This is a genomic window from Bacillus sp. MT(2024) (genome assembly GCF_036362845.1).
GTDB lineage: Bacteria > Bacillota > Bacilli > Bacillales > Bacillaceae > Bacillus > Bacillus velezensis.
The window spans coordinates 2,520,979-2,536,656 of the sequence record NZ_CP143632.1; the positions used below are offsets into that span (position 1 = coordinate 2,520,979).

13 protein-coding genes and 2 pseudogenes are annotated in these 15,678 nt (G+C 46.7%); 1 reads left to right on the forward strand and 14 read right to left on the reverse strand.

Going from position 1 to position 15,678, the window contains the following annotated elements; translation table 11 throughout:
• Positions 1-30: 30 nt before the first annotated feature.
• The 12 genes from mtaB to gpr form a co-directional block, all read right to left on the reverse strand.
• Positions 31-1,386, reverse strand: a complete 1,356-nt coding sequence (mtaB, locus tag VP472_RS12270; protein ID WP_025852978.1) for a tRNA (N(6)-L-threonylcarbamoyladenosine(37)-C(2))-methylthiotransferase MtaB — start codon at positions 1,384-1,386, stop codon at positions 31-33.
• Entirely contained in the window at positions 1,386-2,156 is a 771-nt protein-coding gene (locus VP472_RS12275; protein WP_007408275.1) for a 16S rRNA (uracil(1498)-N(3))-methyltransferase, read from the reverse strand. Before VP472_RS12275 ends, mtaB begins: the two co-directional genes overlap by 1 nt.
• 22 nt (positions 2,157-2,178) lie before the next feature.
• Positions 2,179-3,114, reverse strand: coding sequence for a 50S ribosomal protein L11 methyltransferase (prmA, locus tag VP472_RS12280; RefSeq protein ID WP_003152897.1), 936 nt, complete (start codon positions 3,112-3,114; stop codon positions 2,179-2,181).
• A 23-nt stretch (positions 3,115-3,137) separates the two neighbouring features.
• Positions 3,138-4,265 carry a molecular chaperone DnaJ gene (dnaJ, locus tag VP472_RS12285; protein WP_003152895.1) on the reverse strand — a complete coding sequence of 376 codons (1,128 nt, stop codon included), beginning with the start codon at positions 4,263-4,265 and terminating at the stop codon, positions 3,138-3,140.
• Between the two features lie 185 nt (positions 4,266-4,450).
• Positions 4,451-6,289, reverse strand: coding sequence for a molecular chaperone DnaK (dnaK, locus tag VP472_RS12290; RefSeq protein ID WP_003152893.1), 1,839 nt, complete (start codon positions 6,287-6,289; stop codon positions 4,451-4,453).
• A 24-nt stretch (positions 6,290-6,313) separates the two neighbouring features.
• Complete coding sequence (gene grpE, locus VP472_RS12295; RefSeq protein ID WP_003152892.1) at positions 6,314-6,889, reverse strand: nucleotide exchange factor GrpE; 576 nt, start codon at positions 6,887-6,889, stop codon at positions 6,314-6,316.
• 59 nt (positions 6,890-6,948) lie between these two features.
• Entirely contained in the window at positions 6,949-7,980 is a 1,032-nt protein-coding gene (hrcA, locus tag VP472_RS12300; RefSeq protein ID WP_017418176.1) for a heat-inducible transcriptional repressor HrcA, read from the reverse strand.
• Positions 7,981-8,060: 80 nt separating this feature from the next.
• Positions 8,061-9,200 carry a radical SAM family heme chaperone HemW gene (hemW, locus tag VP472_RS12305; protein ID WP_070082131.1) on the reverse strand — a complete coding sequence of 380 codons (1,140 nt, stop codon included), beginning with the start codon at positions 9,198-9,200 and terminating at the stop codon, positions 8,061-8,063.
• Positions 9,201-9,259: 59 nt separating this feature from the next.
• The gene (gene lepA / locus VP472_RS12310) at positions 9,260-11,095 is read right to left on the reverse strand and encodes a translation elongation factor 4 (RefSeq protein ID WP_013352938.1); all 1,836 of its coding nucleotides are present in this window, start codon (positions 11,093-11,095) and stop codon (positions 9,260-9,262) included.
• A 132-nt stretch (positions 11,096-11,227) separates the two neighbouring features.
• The gene (locus VP472_RS12315; RefSeq protein WP_007408270.1) at positions 11,228-11,566 is read right to left on the reverse strand and encodes a YqxA family protein; all 339 of its coding nucleotides are present in this window, start codon (positions 11,564-11,566) and stop codon (positions 11,228-11,230) included.
• A 16-nt stretch (positions 11,567-11,582) separates the two neighbouring features.
• Entirely contained in the window at positions 11,583-12,776 is a 1,194-nt protein-coding gene (gene spoIIP / locus VP472_RS12320; RefSeq protein ID WP_013352939.1) for a stage II sporulation protein P, read from the reverse strand.
• A 67-nt stretch (positions 12,777-12,843) separates the two neighbouring features.
• Positions 12,844-13,950 carry a GPR endopeptidase gene (gpr, locus tag VP472_RS12325; RefSeq protein WP_146277187.1) on the reverse strand — a complete coding sequence of 369 codons (1,107 nt, stop codon included), beginning with the start codon at positions 13,948-13,950 and terminating at the stop codon, positions 12,844-12,846.
• 202 nt (positions 13,951-14,152) lie between these two features.
• Between gpr and rpsT the strand changes: the two genes are divergently transcribed.
• Entirely contained in the window at positions 14,153-14,419 is a 267-nt protein-coding gene (rpsT, locus tag VP472_RS12330) for a 30S ribosomal protein S20 (protein ID WP_003152876.1), read from the forward strand.
• 16 nt (positions 14,420-14,435) lie between these two features.
• Here rpsT and holA read toward each other — a convergent pair.
• Together holA and VP472_RS12340 are read right to left on the reverse strand one after the other, a co-directional pair.
• Positions 14,436-15,477 (reverse strand): annotated as a pseudogene (gene holA / locus VP472_RS12335) (DNA polymerase III subunit delta).
• 39 nt (positions 15,478-15,516) lie between these two features.
• Positions 15,517-15,671: pseudogene (locus VP472_RS12340) on the reverse strand (hypothetical protein).
• Between the last annotated feature and the right edge of the window lie 7 nt (positions 15,672-15,678).

Genomic DNA, 15,678 nt, shown 5'->3' on the forward strand with positions numbered 1-15,678 from the left:
GATGCGGGAAGGCACCGGTTTTTTTATCTGTTATGAAGACATGCGCATGTTCCGGGTCATTTCACCCTCAACGACGCGGACGAATTGTCCTTCGTTATACGGATAGCCCGCTTTTTGAATTTTGACTTTGACAAGTTTGCCGATTACATCTTCCGTGCCTTTGAAGACGACTTTCATGTAATTGTCCGTATAGCCGACGAACATGCCGTCCTCATCAGACTCTTTAAATGCCTCTTCCGGAATGATTTCCAGAACCTCTCCTTCATAATCGGAGGCGTATTCTTTGGCAAGCTGGTCAGACAGCGCAATCAGCTTATGCACCCGTTCGTTTTTCACGTTCTCGTCAACCTGGTCTTCCATTCTGGCCGCAGGTGTTCCGGTGCGTTTGCTGTAAGGGAATACGTGAAGCTCTGAAAACTTATGTTCTTTAATGAACCGGTATGTTTCCATAAATTCTTCTTCCGTTTCACCCGGGAAACCGACGATGACATCAGATGTGACGGCAAGACCCGGCAGCGCTTCTTTCAGCTTATTTAAACGGTCCGCGAAAAATTCCATCGTATATTTGCGTCTCATCCGTTTCAGAACGGTGTTTGATCCTGACTGAATCGGGATATGAAGGTGGCGGACGATTTTATCAGACGCGTCCAGCACTTCAATCACTTCATCAGTGATTTGGCTTGCTTCAATAGATGAAATTCTGATCCGCTTCAGTCCTTCTACACGTGTATCAAGCTCGCGGAGAAGCTTGGCGAAATTATAATCTTTCATATCTTCGCCGTAGCCGCCCGTATGAATCCCCGTCAGGACGATTTCTTTATAGCCGGCATCCACCAGCTGCTGCGCCTGTTTAATGACTTCTTCCGGATCGCGGGAACGAAGCAGGCCGCGCGCCCAAGGGATAATGCAGAACGTACAGAAGTTGTTGCAGCCCTCTTGGATTTTTAACGACGCTCTTGTGCGGTCAGTAAAAGCGGGAACATCCAGCTCTTCAAACACGCGTGCTTTCATAATATTGCCGACGCCGTTGATCGGCTGACGCTCTTCCCTGTACTGCTCAATGTAACCGAGCATTTTTTCACGATCCTGCGTGCCGACGACGATGTCAACACCCGGGATGGCCATAATTTCTGCCGGAGAGGTTTGCGCATAGCACCCTGTTACGCAGATGACGCCGTCAGGATTTTGGCGGATCGCCCGTCTGATGACTTGACGGCTTTTTTTATCTCCCGTGTTTGTTACCGTACATGTATTAATGACATATACATCTGCTGTCTGTTCGAATTCTTTTCGTTCATAACCCGCATCTTTAAACAGCTGCCAGATTGCTTCTGTTTCATAATGATTGACCTTGCAGCCAAGGGTATGAAAAGCAACAGTTGCCATTACTGATCACCTCTTAATAACTCTGTATGATAGGAAACTGCGCTTAACGCGTAAAGAGGCGCAGTTTCAGTCCGTAAAATTCTCGGTCCGAGGCCGCATAAGACGGCGCCTTTTTCTGAAAGCTGATGAACTTCAGACTCAGTCAGACCGCCTTCAGGGCCGAATACGATTAAAAGAGACGAACCTTGCGGAAGGCTTTTAAGCTCCGCGGCGAAAGCGCCCGTTTCCCCCTGCTTTGATGACTCCTCGTATGCAACGACACATTTATCGACATTCTCCGCCATTTCAAGCAGCTGCCGGAACGTATGAACGGTTTTCACTTCGGGAATTTCATTGCGGTACGATTGCTCCGCCGCTTCCTTCGCGATTTTCGCCCATCTCTCCCGCTTTTTCTTTGCCTTTTTGTCGTCTAGCTTAACGACGGATCTGGCGCCTTGAAAGGGGATGAACATACTAGCCCCCAGCTCGGTCCCTTTTTGGATAATCCATTCAAGCTTATCGCCTTTCGGAAGGCCGCTGGCGATCCTGATCTTCAAAGGCAGTTCACGGTTTTCACCCGTCCATTCAGCAATGCTGCATGATATATGGTCTTTAGAAACCTCTTTAAGCAGGCATAACGCTTCATGGCCGTCTTTCGAACAGCAGATAATCCGGTCTCCCGCACTCATTCTCATGACGTTCGCTATATGGTGGACGTCTTCCCCCGTAATTTGAAAATCGGGAGTTTCGTCCATCTCCTGCTTCGTGAGCTCGATAAAATATCGTTGCATACGCTGTGACACCTACTAACTGTTATTTTTTCGCGATGATGCTGACCCAATCTTCCATAGACAGAATTTCTGTGATGGTAAAGCCGGCTTTTTCCAACGCTTCTTTTACTTCCTGTTTTTTCTGGCCGATAATGCCTGAAGTAATAAAATGGCCTCCGTCTTTGAGCAGATCGTACGCCTGTGATGTAAAGCGGAGAATCACTTCCGCCAAAATATTTGCGACAATGACATCATGTTCGCCCGTGATGCCGTCTAACAAATTGTTCTGCTTCACTTCGGCCGTATCACTCACTTTGTTCAATTTTAGATTCAGACGCGCGCTTTCAACAGCGACCGGATCAAGGTCATATGCATGAACCGATTCGGCCTCAAGCATGGCGGCCGCGATGCTTAAAATTCCTGAACCGGTGCCGACATCAATGACACGGTCGCCTTTTTGAACGATACGCTCAAGCGCCTGAATGCACAGAACGGTTGTCGGATGCGTTCCCGTACCGAATGCCATGCCCGGATCCATTTCGATAATCAGTTCATCGGTATTCACGGGTGTATACGTTTCCCATGTGGGCACGATCGTGAATTTTTCAGAAATTTTCACCGGATGATAATACTTTTTCCAAGCTGTCGCCCATTCTTCTTCATTAACTTCAGAAATGGTGATTGTGTTTCTGCCTAAATCAATGTCGTACAAAAGCAGATTATTAATCGTCTCTTTAATGCCGTCCACCGTTTCGCCGAGGAAACTGTTGATCGGCAGATACGCTTTGACAATGACACCCTCATCGGGGTAATCATTGGGGTCGAGCTGGTAGATTTCCCCGTAAACATTCTCACGCTCTTTCATTAAATCAAGCGGATCTTCGATGACAACCCCGCTCGCACCAGCTTCATGCAAAATATTTGAGATGGGTTCGACCGCTTCATGTGTTGTGTGAATGCTGATTTCGGACCATTTCAAAACTACCAACTCCTATCCAATCATTACTCGCCTTTAAATGCGCGTTTTACTTTGTCAAAGAAACTCATTTCTTGTTCATCCGGCAGGTTTCCGCTGACTTCAGCGAACTCGCGGATGATGTCTTTTTGTTTGTCTGTCAGATTCGTCGGTGTGACGACGCGGACGACAATGTGCTGGTCGCCTTGTCCGTAGCCCCGGACGTTCTGAACGCCTTTGCCTCTTAATCTGAATTTCGTGCCGGTTTGTGTGCCGGCAGGTATTTTCAATTTCACTTTTCCGTGAAGCGTCGGCACTTCCACTTCGTCTCCGAGTGCCGCTTGGGCAAACGTTAACGGCATTTCGCAATAAATATCGTCTCCATCGCGTTCAAAGAACTCGTGGGCGCGCACATGGAATACGACAAACAGATCTCCCGCAGGCCCTCCGTTTACGCCAGGTTCACCTTGGCCCGGAACGCGCAGCTGCTGTCCGTCATCCACACCGGCAGGAATCGTGACATTGATTTTTTTCCGTTTTTTCACTTTGCCCGTGCCGCCGCAGTCAGAACACTTGTTTTTGATGATTTTTCCTGTTCCTTCACAGTGGTGGCAGACTCTTCGGTTAACCACTTTGCCAAACGGCGTGTTCTGTTCGACGTTCAGCTGGCCTGAACCTCCGCAGTGCGAGCACGTATCCGGCTTTGTTCCCGGCTTTGCGCCCGATCCTTTACATGTTTCGCAATTCTCTTCGCGCGGAATTTCAATGATCGTTTCTTTTCCGAAAGCCGCGTCTTCAAATGACAGGGTCATTGTATACTGCAGATCCGCGCCTTGCCGCGGCGCATTCGGGTCACGGCGTCTCGTGCCGCCTCCGAAGATGCTTGAGAATATGTCATCGAAACCGAAGCCGCCGAAGTCTCCGCCGCCTCCGAAACCGCCGCCGAATCCCTGGTTAGGGTCTGTATGGCCGAATTGGTCATATTGAGCGCGTTTTTGGTCGTCTGAGAGCGCTTCGTACGCTTCTTTTACCTCTTTGAATTTTTCATCTGCTCCGGATTCTTTATTGATATCAGGATGATATTTTTTTGAAAGCTTCCGATAGGCTTTTTTGATTTCATCCTTTGAAGCGCTCTTACTTACCCCAAGCACTTCATAGTAATCACGCTTACTCATCTCGCTTCACTCTCCCGAATTTCTCACATAAATTAGATTGTATCATTTTGAATTATGTTTTTTCAATTCCTTTTATCCCGGGCAAGAAAAAAAGTCAAAGCCAAGAGATGCCTGACTTTGACTTTCTGTCTGTTGAATCAGAATATGCTGTGTGTTCTTCCGCCTAAAGCCATGCGGGAAAGAACTTATTTTTTCGTTTCGTCGTCTTTTACTTCTTCGTATTCCGCATCGACAACGTTGTCATCCGCTTTTTTGCCTTCAGCGTTTGCTGCGCCTTCAGCCTGCTGCGCTTTTGCCGCTTCTTCATAAAGCTTCATAGAAAGCTCTTGAACGATTGTTTGAAGCTCATCTTTTTTCGCTTTGATGTCTTCAATTTCGTTTTTCTCGATAGCGGCTTTCAGCGCGTCTTTCGCGTCGTTTGCTTTTTTCACTTGCTCTTCGTCCACTTTGCCTTCCAGATCTTTTAATGTTTTTTCCGTTTGGAACACAAGCTGGTCAGCTTCGTTGCGGACTTCGATTTCTTCTTTTCTCTTCGCATCAGCGTCAGCGTTTTCTTCCGCTTCTTTTACCATGCGTTCGATCTCATCATCAGAAAGACCTGAAGAAGATTTGATTGTAATGTTTTGTTCTTTTCCTGTGCCTAAGTCTTTCGCTCTTACGTTTACGATACCGTTTTTGTCAATATCGAAAGAAACTTCGATTTGCGGTACGCCGCGCGGTGCAGGCGGGATATCAGTAAGCTGGAAGCGGCCGAGCGTTTTGTTGTCCGCAGACATCGGGCGCTCACCTTGAAGCACGTGAATGTCAACAGCCGTTTGGTTGTCAGCTGCAGTTGAGAATACTTGAGACTTGCTCGTCGGAATTGTCGTGTTGCGGTCGATCAGTTTCGTGAACACGCCGCCCATTGTTTCAATACCGAGAGAAAGCGGTGTAACGTCAAGAAGAACAACGTCTTTTACGTCTCCCGTGATGACGCCGCCTTGAATCGCTGCACCCAGCGCTACAACTTCATCAGGGTTTACGCCTTTATGCGCTTCTTTACCCGTTTCTTTTTTGATTGCTTCCTGTACGGCAGGAATACGTGTTGATCCGCCGACAAGGATAACTTTGTCGATTTCGCTCGCAGAAAGATCCGCATCTTGAAGAGCCTGACGGACAGGAGCCATTGTGCGCTCAACAAGGTGAGCGGAAAGCTCTTCGAATTTAGCGCGGGTCAGTGTCAGCTCAAGGTGAAGAGGACCTGCTTCTCCCGCTGTGATAAATGGTAAAGAAATTTGTGTAGATGATACGCCGGAAAGATCTTTTTTCGCTTTCTCAGCCGCATCTTTCAAACGCTGAAGCGCCATTTTGTCTTTTGAAAGATCAATGCCGTTTTCTTTTTTGAATTCTGCTACGAGATGATCGATGATGACTTGGTCAAAGTCGTCCCCGCCAAGACGGTTGTCACCGGCAGTTGAACGGACTTCAAACACGCCGTCGCCAAGTTCAAGAACAGATACGTCAAACGTACCGCCGCCAAGGTCGTAAACAAGAATCGTTTGGTCTTCGTCCGTTTTATCAAGTCCGTATGCAAGCGCTGCTGCAGTCGGCTCGTTGATAATACGCTCTACTTCAAGACCGGCGATTTTACCGGCATCTTTTGTCGCTTGGCGCTCTGCATCGTTGAAGTATGCAGGAACCGTGATAACGGCTTTTGAAACTGTTTCGCCGAGGTAGCTTTCAGCGTATGCTTTCAGATGCTGAAGGATAATAGCTGACACTTCTTGAGGCGTGTAGTCTTTTCCTTCGATTTCCACTTTATAGTCAGTACCCATATGGCGTTTAACAGACATGATTGTGTTAGGATTTGTGATTGATTGGCGTTTCGCCACTTCCCCTACTTGGCGCTCGCCGTTTTTAAATGCAACGACTGACGGAGTCGTACGGTTTCCTTCAGCGTTGGCGATAACTGTAGGCTCTCCGCCTTCAAGCACTGCCACACATGAGTTTGTCGTACCCAAGTCAATTCCGATTACTTTACTCACTTTGAATTACCTCCTGCTATGTAGTTATTGATTCACTTTTACCATTGAAGGACGGATGACGCGATCCTTCAGTTTGTAGCCTTTTTGCAGTTCTTCGATAACAATATTGCTGCCGAAGTTTTCATCTTCCACCTGCATGACGGCTTGGTGAAGGTTCGGATCAAATTCCTGACCGACAGCTTCGATGGCTTCAACGCCTTCTTTTTCAAGTGCGTCCATCAGCTGGCGGCGGACCATTTCCATACCTTGCAGCAAGCTTTTTGTCTGCTCGCTTTCAGCTTCTACCTGTAACGCCCGTTCAAAGTTGTCGAGAGCCGGAAGGATTTCCGTTACGACGTTTTGAGAACGGTATTTCTGAGCAGCTTCCATCTCAAGGCGGCTGCGTCGTTTATAGTTTTCAAAGTCTGCTTGAACACGCAAAAGCTTGTTTTCTTTTTCATCAAGCAAACCCTGCAATTCATCAATTTGGTGCTGAAGGGCTTCTTCCTGACCTGCCGTTTCTTCATGCTGCTCTTGTGAAGCCGCTTGTTCTGCCTGTTCTGTCACTTCTTCTTGTTCTGCTGCTTCAACCTGTTCTGCGGTTTGTTTTTCTTCTGACATTGTGTTCACCTCCCTCAAATGCTGTAAAAAGATGACTGAAAATGATTGCCAAAATTCCCTTATTCATCATACAAACTTGTGAATGCTTTTGACAAGTCCGAAGTCACGTGCTGCAGCAGGCTGACGACTCTTGAATAATCCATGCGCGTCGGCCCGATAATCGCGATTGATCCGATCTGTTTCGTATCAACTGTATAAGTGGCCGTGATTAAGCTGCAGTTTTCCATTTCTTCGTAGTCGTTTTCTTTCCCGATTTTGATTGAAATCCCGGCTTTTGATGACTGAAACAGCTTCAGAACATCCTGCTCTTTTTCAATTAAAGATAAGAGCGAGCGGACCCTTTCAATATCATGGAACTCCGGCTGATTCAGCATGTTGATCTTTCCGCCGAAAAACAATTTCTCAACGTGGGCCGCCGGATGGAATGTGGAGCGGAGCGATTCAAGTATGCTGTCATAGTTGGCGATATGCTGCCTTAAATATGTGACAACCTCTTTAAAAATGCGCTCATTCAGTTCGTCCATCGGCACGCCCGCTAATCGATCGTTTAATATATTGACCAGTTTTTCAATATCGGCCAAATCCACTTTAGCCGGGAAATTGATGGTGCGGTTTTCGACATGCCCCGTGTTCGTGACGAGGATGGCGACCGCCTTATCCGGCTGGATCGGAACGATTTGAATCTGTTTAAGATAGTTCTCGCTCAGCGTCGGCCCGAGGACAATCGATGTGTAGTTTGTCAGGTCGGACAGGATTTGCGCTGATTTTTGGACTGTTTTTTCCAGCTCGAAGATTTTTTCTTTAAATATCGAGTGAATTAAATCCAGATCGGTTTTTGTCAGCTTGACGGGTGACAGCAAATGATCGACATAATACCTGTACCCTTTTTCCGACGGAATCCGTCCTGAGGATGAATGGGTTTTTTCAATAAAGCCCAATTCCTCCAAGTCAGCCATCTCGTTTCTGATCGTTGCAGAGCTGAATGTAATCTCGTCTTTTTTTGAAAGAGTTCTTGATCCTACAGGCTGCGCTGATTGTATAAAATCATTAATAATCACTTGCAGGATCAACAGCTGACGATTTGTTAACATCATCATCACCCCTGTTAGCACTCAAGGTCAGCGAGTGCTAATTCTATATCAAAAGTAACAAACCAAAAGAAAAATGTCAATTATAACTCACCCAAAAAAGCGCCAAAAACCTCATTTCCTAATAATTTGCCCTCATGCGTTAATGCAACCGATTCTTCCGTGTCACAGATCAGGCCTTTTTCGGTTAAATCTTTGAGAACATCGGGAAACAGTTCGTCAACCGAGCGTCCGAATTTATCGAGAAAAGCTTGCTTTTGTACGCCGGACATTTTTCTGAGACCGAGGAACATTTCTTCTTCAATCTGCTCCTCACGTGTCACCTCGTGCGTGTCACGATAAGGCAGCCCCTTTTCTTCGATGAGCTGAATGTAATGTTTCACAGGCCCGGCGTTGACGGTGCGCGTGCCGCTGATATATCCGTGAGCGCCTGCGCCAAAACCGAAATACGCTTCATTGCTCCAATACGTCAGATTATGCTGCGACTCGAATCCGGGCTTTGCAAAGTTACTGATCTCGTATTGACGGATGCCCGCTTCGCTCATCTGCCTCATGACCGTTTCATACATCTCGGCCTCTTGTTCTTGCGCCGGGAGATGCAGGCGGCCTTTTTGCATTAAATTATAAAACACCGTTTTCGGCTCTACGATCAGCGAGTAAACGGAATAATGCTCCGCATCAAGAGACAAAGCCGTTTTGACGGAATTGTCAAGATCGGCCAGCGTCTGACCCGGCAGGCCGAACATTAAATCGAGACTGATGTTGTCGAAGCCGAGAGCCCTCGCACGTTCAAAGGAAGTGAATACGTCCTTTTGTTTATGCACTCTGCCGATTTTTTGTAAAAGCTCATCTTCAAAGGTTTGAACACCGAAGCTCAGCCGATTGACACCGGCATTTTTCATGATTTTTAATTTTTCCGGGGACAAATCATCCGGATTCGCTTCCGCGGCAAATTCTATGAGTCCGTCAGAAGGTTTCAGCACGCGGTGAATGGAATCCATCAATTTTTCCAGCTGGGCGGGTGAGAGCGATGTCGGCGTGCCTCCCCCGATAAAAATCGTGCGGAGATCAGGGCGTCCCGTCCGTTCTATTGTATTTATCATTTCCTTTTCGAGTGAGTTTAAGTACTCATCGACAGGCTGGCTCTGAATAAAATATTTATTGAAATCGCAATAGTGGCAGATATGCTCACAAAACGGAATATGAATATAAGCTGATTTCATTTTGAAACACCTTCTTCTTTACAGAAAGAAGCCGCAGCGCGGGACTGCGGCGGCTTCCGTTATTTTTTCGGGCTGTCATCCATTTTAAGAACGGCCATAAACGCTTCCTGCGGCACTTCTACCGAGCCGACCTGCTTCATCCGGCGTTTTCCTTCTTTTTGTTTTTCAAGAAGCTTCCGTTTCCGCGAGATGTCTCCTCCGTAACATTTTGCAAGGACGTTTTTCCGCATGGCCTTAATGGTTGAGCGGGCCACGATTTTCTGTCCGATCGCTGCCTGCACGGGCACTTCGAATTGCTGGCGGGGGATCAATTCTTTCAATTTTTCGACGATGACTTTCCCGCGCTCGTATGCGTAATCGCGGTGCACGATAAACGACAGCGCATCAATTTTTTCTGCATTCAGCATAATGTCCATTTTGACGAGTTTGGACGGTTTGTAGCCGATCAGCTCGTAATCGAAAGAGGCGTACCCTTTCGTGCTGGATTTCAGCTGATCAAAAAATTCATATACGATTTCCGCAAGAGGCATCTCATATACAATGCTGACCCGGTTGGCGTCTAAGTACTGCATATCGATAAAGTTGCCCCGTTTCCCCTGACAAAGCTCCATAACCGCTCCGACGTAATCGTTCGGAACCATCATCGTCGCTTTGACATAAGGTTCTTCCACCCGCTCTATTTTTTGCGGGTCAGGCATGTTTGACGGGTTATCCACGATGATCTTTTCGCCGTCCGTCATATAAACGTCATAAATAACGCTCGGCGCGGTCGTAATAAGGTCAATTTTAAATTCCCGTTCAATCCGCTCTTGAATGATTTCCATGTGAAGCATTCCTAAAAAACCGCAGCGGAAACCGAAGCCGAGGGCTTGTGACGTCTCCGCCTCGTATTGAAGAGATGAATCGTTCAATTCAAGTTTTTCCAGAGCTTCACGCAAATCATTATATTTGGCTGTGTCAATCGGATAAAGTCCGCAGTATACCATCGGATTGAGTTTGCGGTAGCCCGGAAGCGCTTCTGCCGCAGGCTTAACCGCGCTCGTGATCGTATCACCGACACGGGTGTCGCCGACGTTTTTGATTGCGGCTGTCAAATAGCCTACGTCACCGACTGTCAATTCGTCAGCCGGCTGCGCTTTCGGCGTAAAGACGCCGACTTCAATGACTTCAAACTCTTTTCCGGTTGCCATCATTTTAATTTTCTGGCCCGGTTTGACCGTTCCTTCTACGACTCTGATATACGCGACGACTCCGCGGTACGCGTCATAAAGCGAGTCAAAGATGAGCGCTTTCAGCGGAGCTTCCGGATCTCCCGCGGGAGCCGGCACTTTTTCTACGATCTGTTCTAAAATGTCTTCGATGCCGATGCCCGCTTTCGCTGAAGCGAGGACGGCGTCTGAAGCGTCAAGGCCGATAACGTCCTCAACCTCTTGACGCACACGTTCTGGCTCTGCGCTCGGAAGATCGATTTTATTAATGACAGGAAGAATCTCAAGATCATTATCAAGCGCCAGATAGACGTTCGCCAATGTCTGCGCTTCTATTCCCTGAGCCGCATCAACAACGAGAATCGCGCCTTCACAGGCAGCCAGGCTTCGCGAAACTTCATATGTAAAGTCGACGTGTCCGGGCGTGTCGATGAGATGGAATATATATTCTTCTCCGTCTTTTGCTTTGTATTTCAGCTGAACGGAATTTAATTTGATGGTAATTCCCCGTTCGCGTTCAAGGTCCATTGAATCAAGCAATTGTTCTTTCATTTCCCGCTGGGTGATCGCCGATGTTTTTTCTAAAATCCGATCCGCCAAGGTCGATTTGCCGTGGTCTATGTGGGCGATGATGGAGAAATTCCGGATTCTTGACTGCCTCTCTAAACGCTTTTCTTTATCTGTCACAATCTATCACTCCTACTATTAAACGCAAAATACACTAGCTTAGATTATATCAATAGGATTGTAAACATTCAATTAAAACAAGAAAGAGAAAAGCTTCCTTTAAGGAATCATCCGCTTTTCTCTTCATCAATGCTATCGGTTCAGTTTCGAAACCCACTCGTACATCGCCTGCGCCGAGTCCGTCACGGTATTTGAAAGGGTTTCTCCCGCTTTTGAAAACAGGTTGAAGGTTTCCGCCTGTTCCAGCTGTTTTTGTTTTTCTTCCAGATCTTTCGCCGTAACGGTTTGCCCCAAAATGGAAGCTTCTTTTTCCTGTCCTTCTCCGCCGCCGAGCGTGAATGCTCCTTTTAAGGAGGGATCTTTGTATCCTTTCATATCAAGCATTCCGCTGTTTGCCTGCTGCATGCCGAACAAAACGCCGAAAAACATGACAATGGCGATCAGCAGGCATTTGCCGGTAAAACGGATCATTCGAATCACCTGATTTCTATTGTTTTTTCTTCTCTCCTGATTGCGAGCTGACCTTGTCTGCATCCCAGTACAGTTCGCTGAACACATCGGCCACGGCATCTGATGCGCGCCTCAGTTCTTCAAGATTGTTATCCACGCCCCCGAATTCCAGCAGAAGCGACCTGTCGTTTAAATCCTGGTTGTATACTCCATTATCTCCCGGAGAGCCTTTTGATAAAACACCGACGCTTAAGCCGGGGTATTTTTTCTCCATCAGCTTATGAAGTTCACTTGCGAGTTTATAGTTTTCTTCAAAATTAGCGCTTTTTTTGCCGACCACGATGGCGACTCTGGCATAGCTTTTTCCTTTGATGTCGGCTGTCGTATTTTTCTTGCGGCGGGAATCCCGGTGAATGTCTATGGTATATTGCAGATTTTTATTTTTGGCGAGCGCGCTTTTTACGACCGGCCTTGATTCGTCATAGCTTCGCGCATAATTTAAGCCGTCTTTGTTCAGGCGGGCCTGAATGTCGGTTTTATCTACGGTCGCTCCTACACCTTGCGCTTCAAGCGCTTTTCCGAACATATCTCCGACAAGCGTGACATTGGCCTTCGAATGGCGGGCGTTATCCGGATTTGTTTCCCCCTTTAACAGAGGAAGATAGGATTCGGTATTATGAGTGTGGTAAATAAAAACGACTTTTTTGCTGCCTGTTGAATGTTTCGGCGGCGCCGTTTCTTCTTTTTTCGTTTTGTTTTCGATTTCTGCCAGGTTCACTTCTTTTTCTTTTTCCATCACCTTCGACGGCGGCGGAGATTCAGCAGGCATATTCGTATAATCCGTCCCCTGCCCCGCCAGAAGGATCTCCGTATCGTATTGGGCAAATCCCGGCAGCTCACGTCCCAAGAAACTCCGCGGGTCTTCCATATTAATACTTGTCGCCAGTTTTAAGGAAAGCCGGGACAGCTGAAAAGAGTCTTTTTCAGGAAGCTCTGAGGCGAAATAATGATTTTCCATACCGAGGAGGTGTGCAAACGCGTCACCCGGAAGTTCTCCGGCAATTCCGTGAAGAGAATCCGAAGAAAGCCTCAGTTCAGGGCGAAGCGATGTGAGCACACCCGATAATACGAAAATAACGATAAGGCTTGTCATAAACAAAAACATGCCCTTGAGCGCATTTCCACCGTTTACTGCAACGACAATTTGACGGTTTCTGCGTTTTTTTCTCATGATTTGAATCCCTCCAGCGCTTGTCTAGTAATTACTCTATGAACAAGCTAGAGGAGGTAGAACCATTTTAATGATTATAAGAGCCTTTGTTATCTTGTGACACTTTTTCATGAAGGGCGGTGTTTAACCCGTTTGCAAGCACGTTCGCCATATCATCAATAAAGGTGTCAATCTCCTTCGGTGTGACCATCAGATTATGGCCGAGCGGAGAGAGCACTTCGTGAATCAGCTGGCGTTTTTCGTTTTCGTCCAGTGTGCCGACAATACCGAGAAAGGATTGGCGTTCTTTTTCTCCGGGAAGGTCTTCGTCTGTCAGCACCTTCTTTTTGCCGAAGTTCATTCCGGCGGGCACCAGAGATCTTGACGGGCTGTCATCTTTCATCTCTCTGCCGAAATGCTTTAATATATAATCCACCGTATCGCTCGCGATCGTAACCGCATCAACGACAGTCGGTACCCCGATTGCGATGACGGGGATGCCGAGCGTTTCCTTGCTTAATTCTTTTCTCTTATTGCCGACGCCTGATCCCGGGTGAATGCCCGTATCAGAAAATTGGATGGTCGTGTTCACCCTTTCAACGGCTCTTGCCGCAAGAGCGTCTACCGCAATCACAAAATCCGGCTTTGATTCTTTGATCACACCTTGAATAATATCGCTCGTTTCAATTCCCGTTAATCCCATCACACCGGGAGCAAGCGCGCTGACCGGCCTGTACCCTTCCTGTACGTTTTCCGGCTGAAGCCTGAACAGATGCCTTGTCACAAGAAGGTTTTCGGTCACGAGAGGGCCGAGCGCATCCGGCGTCACATTCCAGTTGCCGAGACCGACGATCAAACAGCTTGCATCCTTTGGAATCTTTAATGCCGACAGGTAGGCGGAAAATTCCTCGGCAAACACTTCCGTTACTTTTTCCTGCATGTCAGAGTCGTGTTCCCGAACCCCTTGAGCCTCGATCGTGACATAGCGTCCCTGCTTTTTCCCCGATAGCTCGGCGCCTTCTTTGGTAATATCGACGGTTCTGACTTTAATGCCGCCCTTGTCGCGTTCTTTTTCAATAAACCCGTTTATTTCTTTTGTCTGACCGGTTTGTCCGTCTTTTACCGCCTGTTTCGTTTCTACCGCTAAATCCGTCCGTATCAGAAATTGATTGACATCCAGTTCATTGTTTTTCACAGGAAAGACCTCCTTCAATCATCGTGGTACATAGTGTGGCCATTTACAAAACGAATCATGCGAATTTACCCATCAACGAAAAATACTTTACATTTATATTGCAATCTAAAGTTCTGTTTGATAGAATACAATTTGTTCTATTGTGAAGAAGATTTAACCTTAAGACACTGTGCTACAGGTTGTATCTTAGGAGGTGAAACACATGCCAAACATTAAATCAGCGATTAAACGTACAAAAACAAACAACGAACGCCGCGCTCATAACGCGACAATCAAATCTGCTATGCGTACTGCAATCAAACAAGTTGAAGCTTCTGTTGCTAACAACGAAGCGGATAAAGCGAAAACTGCTCTTTCTGAAGCAGCGAAACGCATTGATAAAGCAGTGAAAACAGGTCTTGTACACAAAAATGCCGCAGCTCGATACAAATCTAGACTTGCGAAACAAGTGAACGGACTTTCTGCATAATACAAAAACGATCCCTTTAACGGGGATCGTTTTTTTCATTCAGTCCGGAGAAGCTCAAGGAGAAAGAGCTCCAGCAAGAGCTGCTTGTCCTTTTTCCCCGTTTTCATTTCATAATCCATCACTGCGAGCCTTTCTATAATACGCCGCAGCTCTTCTTCAGAAAATAGCCTCGCCTGATCCATCGCCAGCTTTACCCGGAAGGGGTGCACCTTTAAATTGGAAGCGATTTGCTTTTGGCCGTATCCTTGTCCCGCAAAATACTTTGTCTGCATAATCAGACGGAATTGGTTGGCGATCAGCGCCATAATTTTGATCGGTTCTTCGTTTTGTTTTAAAAGATCATAAAATATTTGAAGACTTTCCGTCCGTTTTCGGTTCACGATTTTGTTGATCAGCTCAAAAATATTCTGCTCCAAACTTCTTGCGACAAGCTCCCGGACATCTTCAAGCGTGATCTCATGTCTGTCACCGGTGTAGGCGGAGAGTTTTTGTATTTCCTGATATATGGAAGACAGATGGCCGTTTGCAAGCAGAACCAAATGCTCGGCAGCTTCTGTATCCATCGTTTTATTTTCGGATTTCGCCAGATTAATCGTAAAATCAGTCGTCTCCTTTGCATTCAGCTCCTTAGCTTCAATCATAAGGCCTTTTTGCTTCAGCGCTTTCGTCAGCTTTTTCCGTTCGTCCAGCTTTTCATACGGAGCCACAATCACAAAGACCGTATAAGGCGCAGGCTCCTTCAGGTAAGTCTCCAAAGCGCTTGTATTATGCTCTATTTTTTCTTTCTTTTTTTCCCCTGTTAAAAAAGACGGATTTTTTACGATAACCAGCCGCTTCTCTCCCATAAACGGAAACGTTTCCGCATCGGTTATGGCCTGGTCAAGCGGATCCTCTTCAAGATCAAAAACAGACAGGTTAAAATCTTTAGTCTCCTCATCAACGACAGCTTGTCTGATCCGGCTGACAGTCTCTTGGAGCAGATACGTTTCTTTTCCGTATAAGCAATAAACGGAGCGGACATCCCCTTTTTTCAGGGCTTTCCAAACATCAAATACCATGATCGTATGACTTCCTCTCTTTCTTGATCCCCTTCTATCCTAAATTGAGTTCGGCAAATAGTAAAGAGGAAGCTTTAAAAAGGACAGCTTCCTCATTTATAATAAACGCCTGATTCACAAGCTCCCGGGTCTGCTTGTAAAAAGGCGATAATCACAAGAACAGAAAACGTTACCATCACTTCTAGATTTTTCAAAACAATT

Excerpts from the sequence above, each read along its gene's own strand:
- dnaJ (WP_003152895.1), bottom strand. The coding sequence starts at position 4,265 with ATGAGTAAGCGTGATTACTATGAAGTGCTTGGGGTAAGTAAGAGCGCT.
- hemW (WP_070082131.1), bottom strand. The coding sequence starts at position 9,200 with ATGAAATCAGCTTATATTCATATTCCGTTTTGTGAGCATATCTGCCAC.
- VP472_RS12315 (WP_007408270.1), bottom strand. The coding sequence starts at position 11,566 with ATGATCCGTTTTACCGGCAAATGCCTGCTGATCGCCATTGTCATGTTT.
- grpE (WP_003152892.1), bottom strand. The coding sequence starts at position 6,889 with ATGTCAGAAGAAAAACAAACCGCAGAACAGGTTGAAGCAGCAGAACAA.
- spoIIP (WP_013352939.1), bottom strand. The coding sequence starts at position 12,776 with ATGAGAAAAAAACGCAGAAACCGTCAAATTGTCGTTGCAGTAAACGGT.
- mtaB (WP_025852978.1), bottom strand. The coding sequence starts at position 1,386 with ATGGCAACTGTTGCTTTTCATACCCTTGGCTGCAAGGTCAATCATTAT.
- rpsT (WP_003152876.1), top strand. The coding sequence starts at position 14,153 with ATGCCAAACATTAAATCAGCGATTAAACGTACAAAAACAAACAACGAA.
- VP472_RS12275 (WP_007408275.1), bottom strand. The coding sequence starts at position 2,156 with ATGCAACGATATTTTATCGAGCTCACGAAGCAGGAGATGGACGAAACT.
- hrcA (WP_017418176.1), bottom strand. The coding sequence starts at position 7,980 with ATGTTAACAAATCGTCAGCTGTTGATCCTGCAAGTGATTATTAATGAT.